At 68.8% G+C, this 23,968-nt stretch carries 15 protein-coding genes; 9 read left to right on the top strand and 6 right to left on the bottom strand.

All coding sequences use genetic code 11. The features are described from left to right. The first annotated feature begins 77 nt into the window (after window positions 1-77). On the top strand, window positions 78-1,568 hold the full coding sequence (gene ccoG / locus ACSVDD_RS21570; protein ID WP_448191454.1) for a cytochrome c oxidase accessory protein CcoG: 1,491 nt from the start codon (window positions 78-80) through the stop codon (window positions 1,566-1,568). Window positions 1,569-1,592: 24 nt separating this feature from the next. On the opposite strand, the gene ACSVDD_RS21565 is transcribed toward ccoG, so the two are convergent. From ACSVDD_RS21565 to ACSVDD_RS21555, 3 genes are all read right to left on the bottom strand, one after another. Beyond that, entirely contained in the window at window positions 1,593-3,134 is a 1,542-nt protein-coding gene (locus ACSVDD_RS21565) for a sensor histidine kinase (protein ID WP_448191453.1), read from the bottom strand. 4 nt (window positions 3,135-3,138) lie between these two features. Then, window positions 3,139-4,716, bottom strand: coding sequence for an ABC transporter substrate-binding protein (locus tag ACSVDD_RS21560; protein ID WP_448191452.1), 1,578 nt, complete (start codon window positions 4,714-4,716; stop codon window positions 3,139-3,141). Between the two features lie 108 nt (window positions 4,717-4,824). Next, entirely contained in the window at window positions 4,825-5,208 is a 384-nt protein-coding gene (locus ACSVDD_RS21555) for a hypothetical protein (protein ID WP_448191501.1), read from the bottom strand. On the opposite strand from ACSVDD_RS21555, the gene ACSVDD_RS21550 reads away from it, so the two are divergent. Beyond that, window positions 5,101-5,547 (top strand): response regulator, encoded by a 447-nt coding sequence (locus ACSVDD_RS21550; RefSeq protein WP_448191451.1) that lies wholly within the window; start codon window positions 5,101-5,103, stop codon window positions 5,545-5,547. The genes ACSVDD_RS21555 and ACSVDD_RS21550 overlap by 108 nt on opposite strands. Before the next feature lie 47 nt (window positions 5,548-5,594). Here ACSVDD_RS21550 and ACSVDD_RS21545 read toward each other — a convergent pair whose 3' ends face one another. Beyond that, on the bottom strand, window positions 5,595-6,311 hold the full coding sequence (locus tag ACSVDD_RS21545; protein ID WP_448191450.1) for a substrate-binding periplasmic protein: 717 nt from the start codon (window positions 6,309-6,311) through the stop codon (window positions 5,595-5,597). Between the two features lie 182 nt (window positions 6,312-6,493). On the opposite strand from ACSVDD_RS21545, the gene ACSVDD_RS21540 reads away from it, so the two are divergent. The 3 genes from ACSVDD_RS21540 (at window position 6,494) to ACSVDD_RS21530 (ending at window position 13,733) form a co-directional block, all read left to right on the top strand. Beyond that, a complete protein-coding gene (locus ACSVDD_RS21540; protein ID WP_448191449.1) occupies window positions 6,494-8,605 on the top strand; it encodes a sensor histidine kinase in 2,112 nt (703 codons plus the stop codon). Window positions 8,606-8,733: 128 nt separating this feature from the next. Beyond that, complete coding sequence (locus ACSVDD_RS21535) at window positions 8,734-9,987, top strand: ABC transporter substrate-binding protein (RefSeq protein WP_448191448.1); 1,254 nt, start codon at window positions 8,734-8,736, stop codon at window positions 9,985-9,987. 2 nt (window positions 9,988-9,989) lie between these two features. Further along, complete coding sequence (locus ACSVDD_RS21530) at window positions 9,990-13,733, top strand: PAS domain S-box protein (RefSeq protein WP_448191447.1); 3,744 nt, start codon at window positions 9,990-9,992, stop codon at window positions 13,731-13,733. Here the strand turns inward: ACSVDD_RS21530 and ACSVDD_RS21525 are convergent. Further along, window positions 13,708-15,522 (bottom strand): hypothetical protein, encoded by a 1,815-nt coding sequence (locus ACSVDD_RS21525; protein WP_448191446.1) that lies wholly within the window; start codon window positions 15,520-15,522, stop codon window positions 13,708-13,710. The genes ACSVDD_RS21530 and ACSVDD_RS21525 overlap by 26 nt on opposite strands. A gap of 208 nt (window positions 15,523-15,730) precedes the next feature. On the opposite strand from ACSVDD_RS21525, the gene ACSVDD_RS21520 reads away from it, so the two are divergent. Further along, a complete protein-coding gene (locus ACSVDD_RS21520; protein ID WP_448191445.1) occupies window positions 15,731-17,545 on the top strand; it encodes a hypothetical protein in 1,815 nt (604 codons plus the stop codon). Window position 17,546: 1 nt separating this feature from the next. On the opposite strand, the gene ACSVDD_RS21515 is transcribed toward ACSVDD_RS21520, so the two are convergent. Further along, window positions 17,547-19,139, bottom strand: coding sequence for an NAD(P)/FAD-dependent oxidoreductase (locus tag ACSVDD_RS21515; protein ID WP_448191444.1), 1,593 nt, complete (start codon window positions 19,137-19,139; stop codon window positions 17,547-17,549). A 489-nt stretch (window positions 19,140-19,628) separates the two neighbouring features. Here ACSVDD_RS21515 and ACSVDD_RS21510 point away from each other — a divergent pair, with 489 nt between their 5' ends. From ACSVDD_RS21510 to ACSVDD_RS21500, 3 genes are read left to right on the top strand one after another with little or no spacing between them, the layout of a single operon-like run. Continuing rightward, window positions 19,629-21,911, top strand: coding sequence for a hypothetical protein (locus ACSVDD_RS21510; RefSeq protein ID WP_448191443.1), 2,283 nt, complete (start codon window positions 19,629-19,631; stop codon window positions 21,909-21,911). Window position 21,912: 1 nt separating this feature from the next. Further along, a complete protein-coding gene (locus ACSVDD_RS21505; RefSeq protein WP_448191442.1) occupies window positions 21,913-22,689 on the top strand; it encodes a LamG-like jellyroll fold domain-containing protein in 777 nt (258 codons plus the stop codon). A gap of 2 nt (window positions 22,690-22,691) precedes the next feature. Next, complete coding sequence (locus tag ACSVDD_RS21500; RefSeq protein ID WP_448191441.1) at window positions 22,692-23,966, top strand: phage head spike fiber domain-containing protein; 1,275 nt, start codon at window positions 22,692-22,694, stop codon at window positions 23,964-23,966. Window positions 23,967-23,968: the final 2 nt, after the last annotated feature.

Below are 23,968 nucleotides of genomic sequence, written 5' to 3'. Positions count from 1 at the left end.
CATGAGGCGGCTCCGACAGGCCGGCCTGTGGCCGGTGTCGGCGCTTGGAACCCTGCACAGCGCAACGAAGGCACACCATGCAGAAGCTCGCCCGCACCTCGACCGACGGCGCCGCACCTGTTGCGGATGTCCGCCCCATGGAGTCCGCCCCGCCGCTCTACGCCTCCCGCAAGACGATCCACCCCAAGGCGGTGAATGGCCGTTACCGGCGGATCAAGTGGGCGGCGCTCGTCGTGCTGCTGGCGCTCTATTACGTGCTGCCGTGGATCCGCTGGGACCGCGGGCCCGGCGTGCCGGATCAGGCGGTGTTGTTCGACCTCGAGAACCAGCGCTTCTACCTGTTCGCGGTCGAACTGTGGCCGCAGCAGATCTACTATTTCACCGGGGCGATGATCCTCGGCGCGGTCGGGCTGTTCCTGGCGACGGCGCTGGCCGGGCGGGTGTGGTGCGGCTACGCCTGCCCGCAGACGGTGTGGACCGACCTGTTCGTCCTGGTCGAGCAATGGGTCGAGGGCGACCGCGGTGCCCGCATCCGGCTCGACAACGGCCCGCGCGACACCGGGTGGTTGCTGAAGAAGGCGGTCAAGCACGGCGCGTGGTTGCTGATCGGGCTGGCGACCGGCGGGGTGGCGATCTTCTACTTCGTCGACGCGCCGACGCTGCTGGGGGAACTGCTGCGGGTTGAGGCGTCGGCGCTCGCCGTGGGGTGGATCCTGTTCTTCACGCTGTCCACCTACGCCATGGCCGGTTTCATGCGCGAGCAGATGTGCGTCTACGTCTGCCCCTGGCCGCGCTTCCAGGCGGCCATGCTCGACGAAGAGAGTCTGGTCGTCACCTATCAGGACTGGCGCGGCGAGGGCAGGGCGCCCGTTCGCAAGGACCAGGGCTGGGATGCGCGCAAGGCCAGGGGCAAGGGCGACTGCATCGACTGCAACGCCTGCGTCCACGTCTGTCCCACCGGCATCGACATCCGCGACGGCATTCAGATGGACTGCATCAGCTGCGGCCTGTGCATCGACGCCTGCAACGACGTGATGACCCGGATCGGCCGCCCGCAAGACCTGATCCGCTACGACACCCAGGCGGCCCAGGCCGCGAAGGCCGCCGGCCAGGTCCCGGCACCGTACCGGCTGGTGCGCTCGCGCACCATCGTCTACGCCCTGATCCTGGTGACGGTCACCGGCATGATGGCGGCCGGGCTGCTGCTGAAGCCTGCCGCCGATGTCGCCGTCCTGCGCGACCGCGCGCCGCTGTTCGTCACGCTGGCCGATGGCGATGTGCGGAACAGCTACACGCTGAAGGTCTCCAACATGACGCGCCAGCCGCAGAGCTACCGCTTGAGCCTGTCCGGCATTCCGGGAGCGGTGGTGACCGGTGCCGGCGTCGAGGCGCTGGATGGCGGGCGCCTTCTGCTCACCGCGCAGCCCGACGCGGTGGAGAGCGTGCGCGTGCATGTCCGCGTCCGCCCCGATGCGCTCGCCGCCGCATCCACCAAGGTGACGTTCACCCTGACCCCGACGCGGGAAGGCGCCACGCTCGACGCCGGCACGGTGTTCATCGCACGGTGATCGGTTCGGCGCGGTGGGGGACGCTCATACGCCCTGCGGTGCGAGGCGCGCGGCGTCCGGTTCCGCTCCGGCGCAGCCGGCGTCGCCGGACGCGACGCGGGGGAAGCGAATCACGAAGGTGGTTCCCTCGCCGTCGCGGCTGGTCACGGCGATGGACCCGCAGAGCGCCAGCGTCGCCAGATTGTAGACCGCGTTGAGCCCAAGCCCGATCTTGCCGTCCGCCCGCCGCGTCGTGAAGAACGGATCGAAGACGCGTCCAATGTCCTCCGGCGGAATGCCGCGGCCATTGTCGGAGCAGCGAAGTTCGACGGTGTCGTACCCGTCCAGCCGGAACTCCACGCGCACGCGGCCAATCTCCCCGGCGGCGAAGGCGTGGTCGAGCGCGTTCATCGCCAGGTTCATCAGGATCTGGTCGATGACGCCGGGGCTGCATTCGATGTCGAGATCGGCCGGGCCGGAGACCTCGATGCCGCAGCCTTGGTCGCGGAAGTGGCTCTCCAGGCTGATAACGACGTCATCGAGGTGATCCTTCAGGCGGAAGCGGTGCCGGCCGCTGTCCGACCGGTCGACGGCGACGCGCTTGAAGCTCTGGACCAGGGTCGCGGCGCGTTGGCTGCTGGCGACGGCCACCGCCGCCGTCTCGGCGGCGTCGTCCAGGAAGCCGGTGAAGTCGGAGCGGGTCATGCGGCCCTGAGCACTCTTTTCCCGGATCTGCTCGATCTGCTCGGCCATGTGCGACGACGCGGTCAACAGGACGCCGATGGGCGTGTTGATCTCGTGCGCCACGCCCGCCACCATCTGGCCGAGGGAGGCCATGCGCTCCACGAGGATCAGGGACTGCTGCGCTTCCTGAAGGTCGCGCAACGCCCACTGGGCCTCGGTTCGCGCCTGTTCGAGGGCGATGCGGCGCTCCTCGGCCTGCGCCGTCATGCGGTTGAAGGCGACGATCACTTCGCCCAGCTCGTCGCGCGAGGACCATTCGACCGTGACGGCGCCGGGCTCGCGCTCGTGGCTGCGGATTCCCGACAGAAGACGCGTCAGCGGCGCGCTGATGAGCAGGCGAAACACGACGAGCGCGACGACGCCCAGCGTCGCGGTGAGCGGCAGCACGCTCAGCACGCCCTGCCAGAAGCGCTCGGCCAGCCGCTCGCTGACGCTGTCCGTGGAGTAGGCGACGTCCAGGCTGCCGATGGGCGTGCCGTCCTTGTCGATGTCCACGGACATGATGCGGCCGGCCGCCGCCCCTTCCAGGCAGTCCGCCCGCGGGACCGCGAGCACGCGCCCGGTGAGCTTGTCCGTCTGGCGTGCGCAGACCACGTCGGCATGCGACAGCATGCCGGTCAACACCCCTTCGATGCTGGCCTTGTTGAACGACCAGATCGGTTCGCGCAGAGCTGAGGCGCTGGCATCCACGAACTCGCGCATTTCCCGCACCATGGCCGTCTGCAACTCGTCGCGCAAAAGCACCGTCGAGACGGCCGAGAACGCCAGGATGGTCAGCAGGACGGGAGGGATCGCCAGCAGGAGGAACTTGATCCAGAGATGTCTGTGGAACGGGACGGTCATGGCATCAGTGGCGCTGCCGCACGTCGGTGGCGACCGTGAAGAAATCCATGCGCGGCGTGATGTCCAGGTCGTAGCGCATCGCCCACAGCAACGGGTCGAAGAACAGCGGGATGATGGCGGCGTCGGCGGCGACGAGGCGCGCCGCCTGCCGCAGCCGTTCCTCCCGCCCGGCGCGCTCCACCGTGCTGAGCGCCGCCGTGGCCAGCGCGTCCAGAACGGGATTGGAATAGCGGCCGAAATTGACCGTGCCGGTCCCGCCGGCCCGGTCGTGGGTCATCAGCAGGTCGCGCAGCGGCTGCCCCAATTCGCCGGAGGTCGTCGCCCAGCCCGAGATGAGGATGCCGAACTCCCGATTTGCCCGCCGTTCCGCGTATTGCTTGCCGACCGGGTTGTCGACCTTCACGCGCAGCCCGACCGCGGTGAGCATCTGCTCCAGCGCCTCGACCAGCGCGCGCCGTGAGCCCAGCCCCAGGAAGGTGACGTCGAAGCCGTCGGCATAGCCGGCCTCGGCGAGCAGGCGCCGGGCCTTGTCCGGGTCATGGGCGGGCGCGTCGATGGTCGGGTCGTGGCCGACGAGGCCCGGTGGCACGATCTGTCCGGCCGACGCGCCGAAGCCCCCCAGGACCCGTTCGGCCAGCGCCGTCCGGCTGATCGCCAGCGACAGCGCTTCGCGCACGCGGCGGTCCTTGAACGGGTTGCGCCCTCCGGTCCCGCCGACGTGCGGCGCCGGTTCGCGTTCGTGATCGACCTGCATGTACCACAGCAGCGCCGATGCCGCCTGGACGACGCGCACGCTCGGCCAGGATTTCAGGAACTCCAGGGTTTCGACGGCGACACGGTCGACGATGTCGGACTCGCCGGCGATTACCGAGCGGATGCGGGCGACCTCGTCGGGAATGATGCGAATCGTGACGCTCGCCCAGTCCGGTTTGGCGCCCCAGTAGGCATCGTTGCGGACGAATCGGCTGACCCCGGTCCGCTGGTACGAGACCAGACGGAACGGGCCGGTCCCGACAGCCTCCGTCCCGTCGTCGAAGCGCTCCTGCGCCGTCCAGGAGGCGCCGGTGCAGCCGTCGGGGCCGTACACCGGTTGCGCCCCGGCCGGTGCGCGGACGATGGCGATCTGCCCCAGCCCCAAGGGAACGCCCGGATCGGCGCTTCGGGTGGTGACGACGAGCTTGTCCGGCTCCGGCGCCGTGACCTCTTCCACGCCGCGCAGGAGGCCCTTGAAGGGAACCGCGCCGCCGTCGAGGCTGTGCACGCGGCACAGGCTGTAAATCACGTCGCGGCCGGTGAACGGCGCCCCGTCATGGAACACGACGTTCGGGCGCAGCGAGAACTCCCAGCGCCGGTCGTCGAGCATGCGCCAGCCGATGGCCAGACGGGGCACCGGCTGGAGGCTCCGGTCGCGGTCGACCAGCGGCTCGAACGCGTGGCGGGCGAAGGTGTTGTTGGAGCGAAGGTTGTCGCGATGGGGATCGGCCGAGCTGACCTCCTCCGACAGGGCGATGCGCAACTCCTGTGCCCGAGCCTGCCCCGGTCCGCCCGATATGGCCGCAAGGACCAGGGCGAGCGCCCCCATCAGGGTATTCGTGAATTCCGGCGAGGACATCCCGCTCCTGCAATCAGGTTGCGTATTCTGTTAGTATACTCGTTGTCGAAGGATTTGCGATGATGGAGGTTGCAACTTTCAGCTTTCCGCCGCTGCTGGTACGCAGCGCCTGCCGCCGTGCAACGGGTAAGGCTTCACGTCGCGGCCCGCGCGCTTGAAACGGCACGAAGGTCCTTGGATGGGGCACCGGCGTCGGATATCGTTGCACGTCCGGCGAGAAATATGGGCATTCCAGATCAACGCCCGCTCGCCCGTGCGCGGCCTTTTCCTGTCGCACCGGCATGACGCCGAAATCGCCATGCCGACTGCGGATTTTGCTGTATTGAATGTGGTGTCGATGTTGAAGGGTGGGGTATGAGCGCGAAGAGCCAATTCACGATCCTTCTGGCGGAAGATGATCCGGCGGATGCCTTTCTCGTAAAGGAGGCCTTCAACGAGAATCGCATAGCCGTGGATCTCCATCGCGTCTCGGACGGCGTCGAGGCGTTCGAATTCCTGCGCCGCCAGAGCGAGCAATTCCGCAACGCCCCGACTCCGGACCTGATCCTGCTGGATCTCAACATGCCGCGGATGGACGGCCGGGAGTTCCTCGCCGCCATCAAGAAGGACGACGCGCTGTGCGGCATTCCCGTCGTCGTCCTCACGACCTCGGACGTCGAGCGCGACGCCGTCGCTTCCTACCGCCTGGGGGCGGCGGGGTACGTCGTGAAGCCCATGGACATGGACCAGTTCTTCGCCGAGATACGGCGGCTGGAGGATTATTGGTTCTCGCTCGTCCGCCTGCCGGCGTCCAGGAACTAGCCGTCGTGCCGGCACAGGGGGGGACGGCGCGCGGCGGCGCGCCCCGCTCAATCGCCGGCAACGATCGGCAGCAGCCCGTGCCGTTTCGCGGCCTCCTTCAGGCGCCCGTCGGCCTTCACCTCAGCGACGAACGCGTCGACGGTGCGCAGCCATTCGGCGTCGCCCTTCGGCACAGCGTAGGCGTAGGGCGTCGGTGCCACCGGCTGTGGCGGTTCCACCAGCCGCGCCCAATCGGTCAGCGCGGCGACCCGCCGTCCATAGGGATAGTCGGTCATGAACACGTCGGCACGGCCGCTCTGCACCTCCTGCTCGCGCGCCTTGACGTCGTCGACGACCTTGAGCTGGGCGGCCTTGAGCCGTTCGCGCATGACCGGTTCCATGACGGTTCCCTTCTGCACCGCCACCACGTTGCCTGGCTTGTCGATGTCCGCCCAGGCCGTGATGCCGGTGTTGCTCTTCATGGTGACGGCGTAGATGCCGCTGATCAGGTGCGGCTTGGTGAAATCCATGGTCTGGGCGCGGTCGGGACGGATGCCGACCGCGTGCATGGCGATGTCGCAGGCGTCGTTGGTCATGTTCTCGGCCAGCTTGGCGAACGAGCTGTCCACGAAGGTGACCGTCACGTTCAGGCTTTTGGCGAAGGCGCGCGCCATGTCGATGTCGATCCCCTCCAACTCCCCGGTGCGCGGGTTGCGGTAGGTGATCGCGAAATAGTCCGGCCAGATGCAGACGCGCACGGCCCCGCGGGCGCGAACCGCCGCCAACCGGTCGCCAGTCGCCAGTGTGGGGGCCGCCAGTGCGGGGGCCCCCGCGGCAAGACAAGCGGCAACGCACAAAGCCGGCCACAAAGCCGGACTGGCGCTCTTCATCATGGCCCTCGCTCTCTCGTCCGTTCGCGAAACGCGGGCATGATCGTCGAGATCGGCGGCGCGCGGAAGAGCCGATCGTGACCGCCATTCCCGACTCGTTCGCTTCCGATGGCGGCGAAATGCCGCGGGCCGTCGTGGTGCAGGCGATGGCGGTCACCGCCGCCTCGATCCTGCTGCTGGTGCTGGCGGTCTGGGCGAGCTTCGATCAGGCGGTGCAGGAGCGCAACGCGCGCGCCGCGGTGTCGGCCCGGATGGTCGAACGCGCTCTGACGCAGACGCTCGAGTCCGTCGAAACGACGCTGACCTCCATCGCGGAGGATTCGCTTTCCGGACTGCGCGACGGCGACGTCAACGTCGCCATCGCCCGCAACCGCATCCGGGGAGCCCTGCGCTTCGCGCCTCACCTCCGGCAGATCATCGTCCTCCAAGGATCGACGGTCCTCGCCGACAGCAACGAAGCCGGCGGCGAGTCCCTCGATCTGGAGCGGATCGGGCTTTTCGTGAAGAAGGACGGCGGGCTGAGTCAGGGACTGCGCATCGGCATCCGCCTGGAGGGCCGCTTCCTTCCGGCAAGGAACGCACCCCCGGTCGCGGCAGCCGGCGCGGTGGGCGGCCGTTCGTTCGTGACCGTGGGCGTTACAGTCGGCGGGCCGGAGGGGAGCGATCCGATCACGCTCATCGCCGCGCTCAACAGCGCCCATCTGGAGAGCTTCTTCACCGATGTCGGCCTGGGTGCCGGCGGAGCCTACGCGCTGGCCCGGCTCGACGGCGTGCCGTTGATCGGAACGCCCGGCGCGCAGGGGTGGGCGGGCCTGCTCGGGACGGTGGTCGAGTCGGGCGCCGACGAGCGCTTCTCCGGGGAGGGACCCCGGTGGTGGCCCGACTCCGCCACCAACGTCCGCCTGTCCTCGCGCTATCCGATGGCCGTCATACTGCGAGTGTCGCACCGGGACACGTTGCAGGGCTGGGCCGAGAGCAACGAGGTGATGCTGCTGGTGCTGATCGCCGCGACGGCCACGGTGGCGGTGGCGGTCGGCGTTCTGCTGCGGGGCACCATCCGCCGCACGCGGCTGCAAGGCCAGGTGCGGCTGCTGTTCCATGCGATCGAGCAGTCGCCCACGGCCGTTCTGATCACCAACGCCGCGGGCTCCATCCGCTACGTCAACCCGGCGTTCACGGCCCTGCTGGGCTATGCGCCGGACGAGGTGGCCGGCCAGAACCCCCGGATGCTCAAGAGCGACCGGACGCCGAGCGAGACCTACACCGAACTGTGGGCGACCATTGGCGCCGGGAAGGCGTGGCGGGGCGAATTCCTCAACAAGACCAAGGCCGGGGCCGTCGTCAACGTCTCGTCGACGGTGTCCGCCATGCGGGACGCTGCGGGCGCCACCACGCACTTCGTCGGCATGATGGCGGACATCACCGAGGCCAAGCGGGTCGAGATGGAGCGCGAGTCGCTGCTGATGCAGCTCGACCGGGCGCACGGTGATTTGCAGCGCTTCGCCGAGGTGTCCGCCCACCACTTGCAGGAGCCGGCGCGACGGCTGGTCAGCTTTGCCAAGCGCCTGCAAGCCCGGCTGGCCGGCCAGCCGGACGACGGGGACGTGGCCTTTTCCCTCACCGTCATCGCGGATCAAGCCGGCCGGATGCGGGACTTGTTGCGGGACATCCAACTTTATCTCGCCGCTGACCAGCCGCTTGGCGCGGCGCGGCTCACGGATGTGGCGGGCGTGCTCCGCGCGGTTCTGGAGCGGATGGCGGACCGCATCGGCGAAACCGGTGCGGAGGTGACGCTGGGAGACCTTCCGCCCGTCGTCGCCGACCCGCCGCGCTTGCAGGAGGTGTTCGCCATCGTCATCGGCAACGCCGTGCGGCATTGGCTCGGCGAGCGGCCACTGACGATCCACGTGACCGGCGAGCGGACGGAAGACCGCGTCCGCTACCGGGTCGCCGACAACGGTCCGGGCATTCCCGAGCAATACCGCGACCGTGTGTTCCGTGTGTTCGAGCGCCTGCATGCGACGCCCGGCGACGGCGGCACGGGCATCGGCCTCGCCATCGTCCGCCGGATCGTCGAGAGCGCCGGTGGCGTGGCGACCATCGAGGAAACGCCCGGCGGCGGCACGACCGTCGTCCTCGATCTGCCCGCGGAGCAGTGCGCGCGGCCCGGTCCGGTAGCCGGGTCGTAAGCCCCGCGTTCGCGGCAAACCGCCGCACGAGCCCGGATGCCGCCAGCCAGCCCCTTGGAACCAAGACCAAAGAGGTAATACTATTAGCATAAATGTTGGTCTGCGCGGGCTGGTTCGGGAAATTGCCTGTGCCGGTCTTCCCGGCGGCGGCCCTGGCCGTCGTGGGCGAGGGAGTAACGTCGATGTTCGGCAAACTGGAAACGGTCCTTGGGGCCTGCCTCGTGCTTGCGCTGGCCATGGCGGCCCCGGCGCGCGCGGACGATCCGCCGGTCCGGGTCGGCATTTCCGCTGAATTCGGCGTCGTCGGCAGCACCTCGGCGCAGGCCGTTCACCTCGGCGCGCAGATCGCCGCCGATGAGATCAACGCGGCGGGCGGCGTGCTCGGCGGCCGGCGGATCGAGGTCGTCATCAAGGACGACCGCTCGGTCCCGGCGCGGGCGATCAGGAATTTGCAGGACTTCGCGGCTGATCCCACAGTCGTCGCGGTGCTGTGCGGCAAGTACAGCCCCGTGGTGGTCGAGGCGGTGCCCGAAGTGCACCGGCTGGGCCTGCCGCTGCTCGATCCCTGGGCGGCGGCCGACCCGATCACCGAGCACGGCTTCGTTCCCGACTACATCTTCCGCCTGTCGCTACGGGACTCCTGGGCGGTGCAGGCGATGATGGCGCACGCCCGCGCGCGCGGCGTGGCGCGGATAGGCCTGCTGCTGCCCAACACCGAATGGGGGCGCAGCAGCGAGCGCGCGATACGTCGCCTGGAGAACGACGGGCAGGCGCCGCGGATCGTCGCCGAGGCATGGTACAACTGGGGCGAACCGTCGATGCTCGATCATTACAAGAGCATCCTCGCGGCCGACGCCGAACTGCTGATCGTGGTGGCGAACGAACGCGAGGGCTCGCTGCTGGTGAAGGAAGTCGCCGCCCTGCCCAGGGAGCAGCGCCTGCCCATGCTGTCGCACTGGGGTCTGACCGGTGGGGCCTTCTTCGACAGCGTCGGCGCGGCCCTGCGGGACATCGACTTCGCGGTGGTGCAGACCTATTCCTTCATCGGTGCGACCGATCCCGTCGCCCGCCGGGTCATCGACGCCGCCGTCCGGCGCGGCGTGGCCGATGAGCGGCGCATCGTCTCGCCGGTCGGCGTCGCCCACGCCTACGACCTCGTGCGCATCCTGGCAAAGGCCATCGACGCGGCCGGATCGACCGACCGGGCGGCGGTGCGCGACGCGCTCGAGTCCGTGCGGAACTACAATGGGCTGGTGAAGCATCTGGAGCGTCCCTTCGCACCGGGGCGGCACGACGCCCTTTCGGCCGACGAGGTGTTCCTGGCGCGCTATGCGAGCGACGGCGCCATCGAACGGATGCCCAGCCCGGCGCGGGGACCCTGACCATGTGGCGCCGCTGGACCGACTGGACCGGAGAAAAGCTGGGCCGGCGCATCGCCGTGCAGGCCGTCGCCAGCATCCTGGCGGCGAGCCTGCTGTTCGCCGGCCTGGGCTTGGCCGGCAGCGTCTGGCTGCTGCGGCAGGAGCAGGGCAGGGAGATGCGCCACGAGTTGGAACTGGCGGCCGAGCGGTTGTCCAACAAGGTGTCCGTCCTCACTCGCAACACCGCGGATCTGGCGGCGAACCCCGTGATGGGCACGGCGCTGCTCGATTCGCGCGGGCGCGATACCTACCTCAAGCCCTTCCTCGGCAACTACAGCCTGCCGCTGATCGAGCCGCACGGGATTACGCTGTGCGACTTCGAAGGCCAGCCGCTGGCCAGCCGCAAGAGCGGTGCGCCGGAATGCCTGCGCGGCCACCCGATGGTGGCGGAGGTCTTCCGCACGGAGCGGCCGCAGCTGGTTATCCAGACAGTGGGCCAGACGGCGGGGGGCGACCGGCCGCGGGTGATCGTCGTCATGCCGGTGCTCTACCCCGGCACCGGCCGCGCCGAGGGCTACACCGTCACCTCCATGGATCTGGCGAGCGTGCTGGAGAGCATCGTGCGCGAGGGACGCGACACTTATCTGCGCCTGACCTCGGACGGGATCGCCCTCGACCTGCGTGCCGGCACGCCGCCGGACGGGTCCGCCATCAGCCTGACCATGCCTGTGGCGCTGGACGGCGGCCCGACGCTGCGGCTCGGCCTGGAGAGGCGCCTGTCCATGCCGGAGGAACTGCTGCCGGTGCTGGCGGCCTATCTGGGCGGCGTGCTGGTGGCGGTGGTGCTGGCACTGGTGCTCGCGCGGCGGATGGCGACCGGGCTGGCGGCGCCGCTGGAGGCGCTGAGCCGGACCGCCGCGGGCATCGCCGCGGACGGCCCCGCCTCGTGCCCGGCCGAGGTGGTCGGGCGCGACGAGGTCGGGCAGCTCGCGCTTGCCTTCAACCGCATGCTCGTGGCGGTGCGGCGGGCGCAGGAGGGGCTGGAGGAGCAGGTCGCCGAGCGGACCGGGGCGCTGGAAGCCGCCCTGGCCGACGTGGAGACGAGCGAGCGCCGCTACCGCGCCCTGTTCTCCGGGGCGCAGGCGGCCATGCTGCTGGTCGATCCCGCCGACGGGACCATCGTCGACGCCAACAAGGCGGCGATCGCCTATTACGGCTACGACGCCGCCCGGCTGACGGGGATGCCGATCAGCGAGATCAACACGCTGACGCCCGAGGACCTCGCCCACGCCATGCGCCACGCGCAGGAGGAGCGCCGCCCCCATTTCTTCGCGCACCACCGTCTGGCCAACGGCGAGGTCCGCGACGTCGAGGTGCATTCCGGCCCCATCGATCTGGCCGGACGCCAGCTGCTGTTCTCCATCGTCCACGACATCACCGACCGCCGCCGCCTGGAAGACGAACGCCGCCGCCTGTTCACGGCCATCGAGCAATGCACGGTTTCCATCGTCATCACCGACCGGGACGGCGACATCGATTACGTCAACCCGGCCTTCACCAAGGCGACCGGCTACAATTTCGACGCGGTGCGCAGCCAGAACCCGCGCATCCTGAAATCGGGCCACACCACCGACGCGGAATACCGCGCCATGTGGGACGAGTTGACCGCCGGCCGCACCTGGTTCGGCGTCTTCCACAACAAGCGCGCGGACGGCAGCCTGTTCTGGGAGCAGGCCAGCATTTCGCCGGTCACCGACGCGGCGGGGTGCATCACCCACTACGTCGCCATCAAGCAGGACATCACCGAGCGCCGGCGGGCGGAGGACGCGATCCGCGACCTGTCGCGCCGCCTCCAGGACGTGCTGTCGGCGGCCTCGGAAGTGGCCATCGTGGCGACCGACCGGGACGGCGTGATCACGCTGTTCAACACCGGGGCGCAACACATGCTCGGCTATGGCGAGGAGGAGGTGGTGGGCAAGCACACGCCCGACCTGTTCCATGACCACGGCGAGATGTCGGTGCGGAACGACCAGTTGGACGCGCCCGACGCGACGCCCATGAGGCCGTTCCACACCCTGGTCGCGGTGGCGGAACGCGACGGACACGAGCGGCGCGAATGGACCTATGTGCGCAAGGACGGCAGCCGTCTGGCGGTGTCGCTGGCGGTGACGCCGGTGCGCTCGGAAAGCGGCGAGGTGACCGGCTATCTCGGCGTCGCGCAGGACATCACCGAGCGCAAGCGCGCCGAAGAGGCGCTGAAGGAGAGCGAGGAGCGCTTCCGCAGTCTGGTGGAATCGACGACGGACTGGGTCTGGGAGACCGATTCCGAGCACCGCTTCCGCTGGTTCTCGCCGTCGCTCAAGGCGGTGCTCGGCCCGGCCGCCTTCAAACTGCTGGGCAAGCGGCGCGAGGAACTGATCGCGGACGGGCACGAAATCGTCTCCACCGCGTGGCTCCGGCATTTTGCCGATCTGCGGGCGCACCGGCCGTTCCGCGACTTCCGCTACTGGCTGGGCTCCGCCGATGGGAGGGCCCTGTGGATCAGCATCAGCGGCTCGCCGCGGTTCAGCGACGACGGGACTTTCCTCGGCTACCGCGGGACCGGCTCCGACATCACGGAGCGGGCGGCGACGTCGGTGCGCCTGCGGATGCTGGCCCAGGTCGTCGAGCAGAGCCCGGTGTCCGTCGTCATCAGCGACACCAACGGGTGCATCGAGTACGTCAACGAACGCGTCCCCCAGGTGACGGGCTGGTCGAAGGAGGAACTGATCGGCCGGCATTGCCGGGTGTTCGCCTCGGGCGAGACGCCGGCGGAGACCTATGCGGAGCTGTGGGAGGCCATCACCTCCGGCCGGAGCTGGGTCGGCGAGCTGAAGAACCGCAAGAAGGACGGCACGCTCTATTGGGAATCGGTCGCCATCTCCCCGGTCCTGGGCGAAGACGGCGAGGTGGTGCGCTACGCCGGCATCAAGGAGGACGTCACCTACCGCAAGGAGGCCGAGGCGCGCATCTCCGAGGTGAACGAACTGCTGAACCAGCAGGCCATCCAGCTCCGGCGCTCGAACGAGGAGTTGGAGCAGTTCGCCTATGTCGCCTCGCACGATTTGCGCCAGCCGCTGCGCGCGGTCACCAATTACCTCACGCTCATCGAGCGGGCGCTGGGCGCGTCGCTCGATGAGGATGTCCGGGAGTTCATGGGCTTCGCCATGGGCGGTGCCAAGCGCATGGACGCGCTGATCCGCGACCTGCTGGAATACTCGCGCATCGGCCGCAAGGAGCATCCGCTGGAGGAGGTGCCGCTGGCCGCGGCCGTCGCCGACTGCCTGCTCGACCTTGAGGTGGCGATCACGGAGTCCGGCGCGAGCGTGGTCGTCGCCGAGGGCTTGCCGACGGTGCGGGGCGACCGCATCGAACTGACGCGGCTGTTCCAGAACCTGATCGGCAACGGGGTGAAGTACCGCGCGCCGGGCCGCGCCCCGCACATCGAGGTCGGATGGCGCGACGACGGGGGCGAGTGGGTGGTCTGGGTGCGCGACAACGGCATCGGGATCGCGGCCAAGGACTTCGACCGCGCCTTCGGCGTGTTCCAGCGGCTGGTCACGCGGGAACAGTACGAGGGTACGGGGATCGGCTTGGCGGTCTGCCGCAAGATCGTGGAGCGCCACGGCGGCCGCATCTGGATCGAGTCCGTCGTCGACGAGGGGAGCGTTCTGCTGGTGGCGCTGCCGAAGGTCCTTGCCGTCACCCCGGAACCGGCGCTCGCCTGACCGGGAGCTTCCGGTACAGGATGAAGCGTCCGGCCAAGTCCGGCGGCAGCGCCACCGGAGCCAGCCAGGGCGGCGGCGCCCGTCGGCGCAGGCGGCTGATCAGGAAGCCGGGGCCGTTCGATTCGTCCGGCCGGAGGCAGTACAGCGCCAGCCCGACCCGCCGCTGTTCCGCCACGCCGAGGGCCTGAAGGTCGGGCGCCTCGGAGCCCATGAACAGCAGGGCGTCGAGGACGCCCGCCTCGTTGCGATGGAAATTGCCGGCGATGGTCGGCAGCCCGGTCCACCACGCGATCTCCGGCCCGTCGTCGAGCGAAGTCATCACCGTTGCGCCCGCAGGCAGGCTCGGGCGCAACGCGGCGATGGTCGGCATCAGGCGCTCATAGGGGCAGCGGTCGTACGCCGCGATGTGAACGCCGCCAATCCGCCCGGCCAGAATGACCGCCGCACCCAGAATGGGGGCGAGCACCGCGACGCCGGCCGCAGCCGCGGGCCAGAACGGCCGCAATCCTTGCTCCCGGCGCCGGAGGACGGCCGCCGTGGCGAGCACGGCGACATCGCAGAGCGGCAGCAGAAAGAAGATCTGCGCGAAGATGGCGTTGCGCAGCATCAGCGCGCCGTAGGGGGCGAAAATCAGCAGGCCCACGCCGTTGACCATGTGGGCGTCGCGCAGCGGTCCCCCGGCGGTCCGCAGGCGCCACAGCGTCACCGCCGCCGCCAGAGCGATTTGCCCCAGTTCAGTCAGGAAGCCGAACAGGCTTTGGGCATCGCGGGGGATCAGCGAGCGGTTCTCCGCGACCCGGTCGAACTGCACCTCGCGCATCAGGTCCGACATGCCGGCGAGGGGGCCGCGGAAGAAGTCCGGGAACACCAGGACCATCGCACCGGCGGCGGCCAACCCCGCGGCGACCATCAGGGCGAGCCGCCCGGTCAGACGCGGCGCCAGCCGCCGGTCGACGGCGGCCAGGGCCAAGCCGGTCGTCCAGGCAATCACCGCCAGGGCGGCGTGGACCACGGACAGGCGATCCTGCTCCGCCAGCAACCAGTCTGCCGGAGGCCGCTCGACGGCGAGGGCCAGGAGGATCGTCGCGGCGAATCCGCTGAGAGAGCGGGTGAGATCGCCGAACGGCGCGCCGCCCCGGAGCGCCATCACCGCCAGCACCAGACTGCCGAAGCCGAACGTCAGCAATCCCTCCGGGCTGACCCAGACGGCCAGGGCAGCCACCGCTCCGGCGCCCCAGGCGGTCGCAGGACGACGTGCCACGGCGTGGCGCAGCAAAAGGGCGAGCACCGTCGCGGTCAGCAGGAATTGCAGTCCGTGATGGTCCGGCCGGCCGGGGGAGAAGGCGGCGATTACGCCGCGGTGGAAGGTCCACGGCAACGCGCCGAGGGCAAAGGCCCAGCCCGGCAGCACCGGCCGCGTCCCCCAATGGAGCACCGCCACCGCCACCAGTCCAAGCGCCGGGCTGACCAGAACCCCCCAGGCCCACAATGCCCCCTGCGTGTCGCCGGTCAGCCGGCTGCCGACCCAGGTTCCGGCGGCGAGGATCAGTTCGAACGGGCGCGTCCAATGCAGATCCAGGCCGGACGGGGCGTTCAGCGCGGTCAATGGTGCTGCGTACCAGTCGCCCCGGTCCAGGAATTGCCGCACCTTGAGAAGCCACAGGTAGGCGTCGGCATCCCACAGCCCGCCTTCGGACAGCGGCTGCACACCGGCAAGGTAATGGACACCCATCCAGAACAGGAGCGCCCCGGACGCTGCTGCCAATGGCCACCAGGAGTGCGCGCGCACGGAACCTCCGCCAAAAAACCCAGCCGATCATAGAGCAAGTTCCAAGCCACCGTCGCCGCGGCTGGTCTCCGTCCCATCGTTCCCAATTCCGGGAAAGATCCCGCGGGCGGAGTGGATTTTGCGGGACAGCAGGGAGCGCCGTCGCGCGGCATATTGGCGCCCGGAAGCGGCCGTGTATATTGCCGCATCGATTTGGCAGGTGACCGTGATGAGCCGCGATGGCGCCCTGGAACTTTCCTGTGACCTGATCGTTGCCGGCGTTGTCCTTGCCGTGCAGGTCTTCCTGGTCATGACCGGCATGGTTCCGGGGTTGCAGGGCGGTGCCATCCGCCTGCTCAGCGACCCGGACGCCTACACCCACGCCCTGCGCGTGCTGGAGCTGTGGGGCGGCGGGCCATGGTTCGACACGGCGCTGCACGTCATTCACCCGCCGGAGGGGCTGCCCCTGCACTGGACGCGGGCCTTCGACCTGTCGGTGCTGGCGGTTGCGGTGCCGCTCAAGGCGTTGACCGGCTGGGAGGCGCGTGAGGTCCTGCTTGCGGTCGGGCTCTATCTGCCGCCCGCCGTGATGGTGGCGGTCGCCATCGGGCTGCGCCGCCATTCCCGACCCTTCGTCTCGCGCGCCGCGTCGATGCTGATCGTGCCGGTGCTGATCATGTCCTGGGAGTGGCTGGCGAGCTTCCGCCTCGGCATCCTGGATCACAATCTGCTGATTCTGGGCGGATTTGCCGTGGCGTACGCCGCCGTTTTCCGCTCGCTGACCGGTGCGCCGGGAGCGCGGCCGGGATGGGCGGGCCTCGCCGCCGGTCTGGCGCTCTGGGCGGCGGCGCCCGAGGGCGGGGTCGTGCTGGCGCTCGGCCTCGGCGTGCTGCTGTCCGCCTGGATCATCGGAGGCGCGGATCTGCGCGCCGCACGCCGTTTCGCCGACGCGGCGCTGGTGACTGCGGCCGTGGCTCTGGCGGTGGAGCGGGTGCCGGCGGACTGGCTCAGTGTGGAGAACGATCGCCTGTCGGTCATCCATGTCGGCGCCATACTGGTGATCGCGCTGGCGTTGCGCGGGCTGATGCTGGCCGAGGGGCGGTTCGGGCCGCGAAGCGTGTCGGCCCGGTTCGGCGCCGCGGCGCTGGTCTTCGGCCTCGCCGCGGTGGCGGGCGTCCTCGCCTTGCCGGCGTGGCAGCCGCTTGCCGACACCGGACCCTACGCGCGGATGCTCGTGGTTCCCAACGAGTACGCCTATTCGCTCGCCACGCCGAACGAGCGCGTCCAGTTCACCGTGGGGCCGGGCGAGAGCCTGCCGCCGCTGCTCTACCTGCTAGTTCTGCTCCGCGACCCGCAAAGGCGGACCTGGGCGTTCGCTCACGCCGCGCCCATTGCGGCGATGCTGGCGGGATGCTTCCTGACCAGCCGCCTGTCGCCCTATCTGCAAATCGCGTGTGCGGTGCCGTGGATGCTGATGGTGCGCGACGTGTGGGCGGCGGTCGGGCGGTCGCCGCTGCGTCCGGCGCCGGTCGCCGCCACCGCGCTCGCGGTGGCGCTGCTGGTCTGGCCCTATCCGCTGGCCGCCGCGCAGTACGGCATCGGCAAGCTTGCCTTTCCGGCCAAGCCCAACACCGACCGGCTGTGCCGGTTCGAGGAGCTGGCAGAGGGGCTCGACCGGCTGCTGCCCGACCGGAGCGGCGTGGTGGCGACCTCCATGCACGCGGGACCGCAGTTCGCGTTCGAGACCGGGCGCCCGGTGATCGCCGGCCCCTATCATCGCGCCGAGGCGGCGCTGCGCGACTACCACACCTTCTTCTTCGAGGACCCGAACCGGGCCGCCGAGGTCGCTCAACGCCTTGGAGTCACGGCGCTCGTGCTGTGTTCGCGCGAGGTGATGCCGATGTCCGGCCTTGCCCAGCACAGGGACGCGGTGATGGTGGCCATGATGCGCCGCGAGTTGCCGCCCTGGCTGCGCCGCGTTCAGCTTCCGCCCGAGCTGGCGCAGAAGTACCGGGTGTTCGTCGTGGCGCCGCCGGCCGGGTAGGTCAGCCCGCTGCCGCCGCGCAGGGGGTCGGGATCGGTGCGGCTTTGGCCGGGGCCGAGTCTTCCTCGTGGTACTCGTCGTCGATGTTGACCGCCCAGATCGCCGCCTTGTCGGTGCGCCCCTCGGCGATGGCGTCCACCGCCAGCTTGGCGGTCAGCATGGAGTGGTCCTGGTTGTTGTAGCGGTGCATGCCGTTGCGCCCCACCGGGAACAGGTTCGGCACGCTGTCCAGCCAGTGGCGCACCACGGCGAAGTCCTGGTAGGCCCCGAAATACGCCGGATAGGCCTTCGGCACCCGCACCACCTTGGCATCGCGCACCTCGGCCGTCTCGATCAGGCCGATCTTCACCAGTTCCGCCGCGGCCAGGGCCACCATGTCGGCGTCCGGCAGGCTCCACAGCGCGTCGCCCTCGCGGCAGAAGTACTCCAGCCCCAGCCACACCTTGGAACGGTCGGCGACGAGGTCGGGGCTCCAGTTGTTGAACACCTGCACGCGGCCGAGTTGCACGTCCGGCTCCTGCACGTAGATCCAGTTGTCCGGCGGCGTGCCGCCCTTCATGCCGTCCAGCAGCAGGCCGACCGTGATGAAGTCGCGGTAGGGCAGGGCAGCCGCCACCTCGACCACCTCCGGCGGCGGCGGCGGCTCCATGGCGCGCACCAGATCGCACACGGGCATGGTCGAAATGACCCAGTCGGCCTCCAGCCGTTGCGTGCCGCCATCACGCCCGTCGCGCACCAGCACGGCGGCGGCGCGGCCGTCACGCATCTCGATGCCGATGACCGTGCGGTTCAGCAGCACCTGGCCGTCATGCGCCCGCACGCGCTCGGCTACCCGCTGCCAGAGCTGGCCGGGGCCGAGCCTCGGGTAAAGAAAGCGTTCGATCAGGCTGGTGCGCGTCGCCCCGCCGCCGCCCGCGAGCTTGCGCAGCGCGTGGGCGATGGCGCCGGTGATCGACAGGCCCTTGATGCGCTGGGCGCCCCATTCGGCGCTGATGCGCTCGCACGGCATGCCCCAGACCTTCTCCGTGTAATCCTTGAAGAAGGTCAGATACAGCGCCCGCCCGAAGCGGTTGATCAGGAAGTCCTCCAGCGAGGTTTCCGGATTGCGCGGGAACAGCCGGGCGCGCAGGTAGCCGGCGCCGATGCGCGCCACCCGCGCCAGCCCCAGGGCGCGCAGCGTCCCCGCCGACAGCCGCACGGGGTAGTCGAAGAACCGCTTCAGGTAATAGATGCGCGACTGCCGCCGGCGCACCAGCAGGGCGTCCTCGGCGTGCGCGTCGGCGGGCAGGATCTCCTTCCACCAGTTCATCACCCAAGTGGACTTGGAGAAGAACCGGTGGCCGCCGATGTCCATGCGATTGCCGTTGTGGACGACCGTGCGCGAGATGCCGCCGACATCGTCACCGGCCTCCAGCACCACGGGCAGCACGTCGGTGCGGCGCGCCAGTTCCAGAGCGGCGGTGAGCCCGGCCGGGCCGCCGCCGATGATGACCGCTACCCGGCGCCCTTCGGTTTTCCCAAAAGGGGGAAACGTGCGGGAGGCGGGGCCTCCGTCGCTCACGCCGGCGTGCTGCGTCTTGCCTTGTGCCGTCATGGTTTCCCCTTGATCCGGCGGTTGCCGGCATGGGGACGAAGCAATTCCTACGCCAGATTCGCGCCAGTGATCGCCCGGCCCAGAAGGACAACGACGACGCGCTGGCCGCCATGAAGACACCCTGACCGATCAGGAGCGCGCGGCGTGGCGCAAGGCCATGCTGCCCGTACACGAGGAGATGGCCTCCCGTGTCGGCAAGGATCTGATCCAGGCGTTCTACAAGGAAACCGGCGTCGCCACGACCTGAGGCGCCCACCCAAAAATTCACCGGAGGAGCGGGGCCGCCTGAAAACGCAGAGTTTTCAAGGGGGGCGTATGGCTGGGGCGTCGTATCTCGCCCATACAATGGGTCTTGACGCCTATTAAATAGGTATAAACGCCGTTGACCGACCAATTCAAGGATGATAATCCTGCAACCAGTCGGGCGTCAGGTTCTGTTTCCTGCCCCATAGACGCGACCGGCGCCATCCCACATGCGGAGAATCCTCCATGCCTGTTCAGACCTTCAACCCCGCCGATGCGGTGTCCGCCGGTAATTGGGCGGTGGCCCAGCGCCTCGTCGGCGCCTTCGCCCCGCACGCCCAGGCCACCCTCGACATGACGGTCGCTCTCGACAAGGGCTGGCTGCTCAACGGCACCACGCTGACCGAGGTCAATCCGCAGACCGTTGGGCCGTTCACCGCGCCCGCCGACCGGCGCGTCGACCGCATCGTCATCGACCGCACCACGGGGGGCGCGTCCATCGTCGCCGGTACCGAGGGTTCGCTGGTGCCGCCCGCCATTCCGGCCGGCACGCTGCCGGTGACTCGGGTCGTGCTGGGCGGTGCCACCGTCGAGATCGCCAACGAGATGCTGTTCGACGAGCGCGTGCTGAGCGATTTGTCGTCGTCCGGTTCGCTCAACGCGACGCTGACCGCGCTGGGCGCGCTCGACGCCACGCCGGGGCTGGTCGAGCAGACCGGCGCCGCTGCCTTCGTCAAGCATGCCCTTGGCGTGGCGACGGCGGACAGCGTGCCCACCCGCGCCGACGCTGATGGCCGTTACCTGCAATTGACCGGCGGCACGCTGACGGGCGCGCTGACGCTGAGCGGCGCTCCCGTCGCCCCGCAGCAGGCCGCTACCAAGAGCTACGTCGATACCTCGGTGCAGGCGGTGCAGACGGCGGTGACCGATCTGAGCAGCCAGACGGCGCCGCTGTCGAACCCGACCTTCGGCACCAAGGCCACCGCCCCCTATTTCGTCTCCACCGTCGCCACCGGCACCGCCCCGCTGACGGTCGCCAGCACGACCGCGGTGGCGAACCTCAACGCCGATCTGCTGGACGGCCAGCACGGCAGCTACTATGCGCCGCTGGCGAACCTCGCCAGCTACGTTCCGCTGGCCGGCGGCACGCTGACGGGCGCGCTGACTCTGAGCGGCGACCCGACCAACGCGCTGCACCCGGCGTCCAAGCAATACGTGGACAACGCGTTGGCGGGGTGGTTCGCCAAGCAGCCGGTGAAGCTCGCGACGACGGCCAACATCACCCTGTCCGGTGCCCAGACCATCGACGGTGTCGCGGCGGTGGCCGGCGACCGCGTGCTGGTCAAGAGCCAGACAGCCCCCGCCGAGAACGGCGTCTACGTGGTGGCCTCGGGGGCTTGGAGCCGTGCGTCCGACTTCAACCTTTGGGCCGAGATCCCCGGCGCGTTCGTCTTCGTCAACCAGGGCTCGGCCAACGGCGATCGCGCCTGGGTTTGCACGGCCGACGCCGGCGGCACGCTGGACAGCACGGCGATCGGCTTCTCGCAGTTCATGGGAACCGGCGCGTATCAAGCGTCGTCGGCGGAACTGAGCGGCCTTTCCGCGCTGTCCGCTGCCGGCATGGTGGCGCGCACCGGCGCCGGCGCCTACGCGGCGCGCACCGTCGCGGCGGCCGGCTCCGACATCATCGCCGTCACCAACGGCGACGGGGTGGCGGGCTCCCCCACCATCGGCACCAGCATGGCAACCGGCAAGCTGCTGGGGCGCTCGACGGCCGGCACGGGTGCGGTCGAGCAGATCACGCTGGGCACCGGCCTGGCGCTGAGCGGCGGCACGCTCTCGGCCACGGTCAGCGGTGGCGGCGGTGTGCCCGATACCTTGTTGCCCTACTACCTCGCGGCGACGACCGCCAAGACCAAGGCGTCGCCCACGGTCGCCTCCGGCTACGAGTTGCTGGTCTATGGCATCGGCTTGGCCGACACGACGGCCAGCACGCCGATCTCGCACGACCTCTATGTCTACACCGCGTCGAACACCACCGAGTCCAAGCTCTACGCCGGCATGCCGGTGCCCTACGGCGGTCCGCTCGATGCGGGCAACCTGGAGCCGATGTTCGTGCTGAGCGCCGGTGACGAGATCCGCGTGGCGCTCACGGCCGGCACCGGTACGTTCGTGATGTACGGCGTGCTCCAGGCGGTGAGCGGCAAGTACGAGCAGGCGGTCAAGACGCTGACCACCAGCTACGTCAGCCAGTTCGGCGCGATCAGCGGGGCGACCACCAAGCGGGTGGTGTCGTGCCTGATCGGCAACTGTGTCGGCACGCAGACGGCCTATGCCAGCGCCCAGCACTACCAGAACGCCGTTGCGACGGCCTGGGACCTGCGCCCGGCGGTGCCGGTCACCCCTGGTTCGGCCTACTCGGCGGTCGTCGATGGCCTGGGGCCGAAGATGATCCTGTCCGACGAGTTCCGGCTGCGCTCCAGCGACGTGAACTCCCTGGTCGCCGTGACCGTGGCGAAGGTGGTGTAACATGCGAGGCAACAAGCAGATACGCGACAACAACGGCTACCACGGCGTCCCGAAGACGGAGCTGTACGACCCGTTCCACGACAACCTCGTGCTGGGGCTGCCAATGGGCGGTCCGGGACTGGTGAACGGCAGCACCTCGTTCATCGACTGCTCGAAGACGCCGAAGACAGTGACGGTCAACGGCAACGTGGTGCTGTCAAGCACACAGTCCAAATTCTACGGTGTGTCAGGGTACTTCGGTGGGGCTGGTGACTACCTAGCCATTGCGGACGACGCAACATTGGAGTTCGGCGCCCGCGATTTCGGGATTGGCATGTGGTTCCGCCCGGACGTTATCAATCGGAATATGCAGATCTTCACCAAAGGAGGCACCGCAAGCTTTTATGACAGCATCGGGGCTTTAATTCGCTCCACGGGCACAATCGAAGTTGATGCGAGTTCCACCGGCTCGTCATACGACATCGTCAATGCGTACGTGCTTGGCACCTTGACGGCCGGCACGTGGTATTATCTTTCCGTGTGCCGCTCCGGAACAAGCTTCTACGCCGGCCTCAATGGCGTTGTGGCGCTCATCGCAACATCTTCGGCATCGCTGGTCAACAACGCCAAAGCCCATACTCTTGGCGCCTCGTGGGACGGCAGCAACTCCTTCAATGGCTACTTGCAGGATGCTGTTTACTATTTTGATGTGGCGCCTTTCGCATCAAACTTCACCCCGCCCCAGCGTGGCTACCTCACAAAGGCTCGGCGCTTCGCCCCCGGCTTCATCGGAGCATAATCATGGGCAAATACTCAGACATGCTGCGCGAGCCGGTCGCCTCCCCCACGCCGGGGTTCGTGGCTGGCATTCCGCAGAACGGGCTGGTAGCGCTGTGGGACGCCGGGTTGGGTGCGAGCTATCCAGCCCCGAGCGTTACAAATCTGCTGACCTACAGCGAGCAGTTCGACAACGCGGCGTGGACGAAATACTTCGTCGCTGTGACAGCGGATGCTTCGGCTGCGCCGGATGGCACGCTGACGGCCGATCTCCTGACCTCCTCAGGTGACGGCATTGTCGACCGCAACATCACGCTCCTGAGTGGTGTGACCTATACTTATTCACTCTGGATCAAGCGGGCGGGTGGCGCTGATGTAGCGCTCCAGTTGCTCGCTGCCGACTACGCCGGCCCCGGCGTTTTGGCGAGGCAGGCCATCACGGCGACGGCCGATTGGCGACGCGTCACGATGACGTTCACCACCTCCACCGCCTCCAGTCACAGCATACGCATCGGCGCGGAGAGTACATTTGCGTCCGGTGAGGCAATCTACGCATGGGGCGCGCAACTGGTGGCCGGTTCAGCGGCATCTCGTTATCTTCGCACAACCTCTGCCGCCGTGACGCGGGGCGGCTCGTCTCAGTGGATCAATCTTGCCAACGACATATCTGGCGCGACCGTCGCGTCGGATTATGACCTTACGATCAGCGGGCTGACCTTCAATGGCACGGCGGGGCGCCGCAGTGCGGGCGAGTGTTTGCAGACCGCCGGAAGCGGGTATGCTCAACTTCCCGCCAACACGCCTTTCGCCAACACGCTCCACAAGAGTGGTGCCGCCTTTTCGGTGTTGTGCTTCGGCTACATGAACGCTGGCCGGTTCAGCCTTGTCAACACGGGGCCGGGGTCCTCGACGGATACTGGCGTGCTGTTTGATTATCTGTCAGGGACGCTGCGGTACTACGTGTCAAACGGTTCCGTCAACACGATGAACAAAAGCACTCCGCTGTCGCTGTCGGCTGGCATTCATGCGCTTGGCCTGTCGTTTTTCGATGGCGCCTCCTCCTTCTTCTACTTCGACGGAGGGTGTGTCTCTGTAGGCGGGGCAAACACCTGGACGGGTACGTATGCGGCGTCAACAGCGTCCGCCGCGCTGCTTCCTCTCCAGATCGGCAGACAATCCACCGTTTCCCCGGATGATGCCGGGCAGTCCCGGTTTGTGCAGGCCATGTGGAACCGGGCTCTCACCAAGACCGAACTCGATCAAGCCTTTGACGCCCTCCGGGGCCGCTGGAGTATTTGACC

The sequence above is a fragment of the Azospirillum terrae genome (assembly GCF_053470425.1).
Note: the sequence above shows the minus strand (reverse complement) of the source record. Positions and strands in the feature narration are given on the sequence as shown.

What these genes read in the sequence shown, in the direction of transcription:
- ACSVDD_RS21520 (WP_448191445.1), top strand. Translation starts at nt 15,731, where the DNA reads ATGAGCCGCGATGGCGCCCTGGAACTTTCCTGTGACCTGATCGTTGCC.
- ACSVDD_RS21550 (WP_448191451.1), top strand. Translation starts at nt 5,101, where the DNA reads ATGAGCGCGAAGAGCCAATTCACGATCCTTCTGGCGGAAGATGATCCG.
- ACSVDD_RS21505 (WP_448191442.1), top strand. Translation starts at nt 21,913, where the DNA reads ATGCGAGGCAACAAGCAGATACGCGACAACAACGGCTACCACGGCGTC.
- ACSVDD_RS21555 (WP_448191501.1), bottom strand. Translation starts at nt 5,208, where the DNA reads ATGGAGATCCACGGCTATGCGATTCTCGTTGAAGGCCTCCTTTACGAG.
- ccoG (WP_448191454.1), top strand. Translation starts at nt 78, where the DNA reads ATGCAGAAGCTCGCCCGCACCTCGACCGACGGCGCCGCACCTGTTGCG.
- ACSVDD_RS21515 (WP_448191444.1), bottom strand. Translation starts at nt 19,139, where the DNA reads ATGACGGCACAAGGCAAGACGCAGCACGCCGGCGTGAGCGACGGAGGC.
- ACSVDD_RS21565 (WP_448191453.1), bottom strand. Translation starts at nt 3,134, where the DNA reads ATGACCGTCCCGTTCCACAGACATCTCTGGATCAAGTTCCTCCTGCTG.
- ACSVDD_RS21530 (WP_448191447.1), top strand. Translation starts at nt 9,990, where the DNA reads ATGTGGCGCCGCTGGACCGACTGGACCGGAGAAAAGCTGGGCCGGCGC.
- ACSVDD_RS21510 (WP_448191443.1), top strand. Translation starts at nt 19,629, where the DNA reads ATGCCTGTTCAGACCTTCAACCCCGCCGATGCGGTGTCCGCCGGTAAT.
- ACSVDD_RS21500 (WP_448191441.1), top strand. Translation starts at nt 22,692, where the DNA reads ATGGGCAAATACTCAGACATGCTGCGCGAGCCGGTCGCCTCCCCCACG.
- ACSVDD_RS21560 (WP_448191452.1), bottom strand. Translation starts at nt 4,716, where the DNA reads ATGGGGGCGCTCGCCCTGGTCCTTGCGGCCATATCGGGCGGACCGGGG.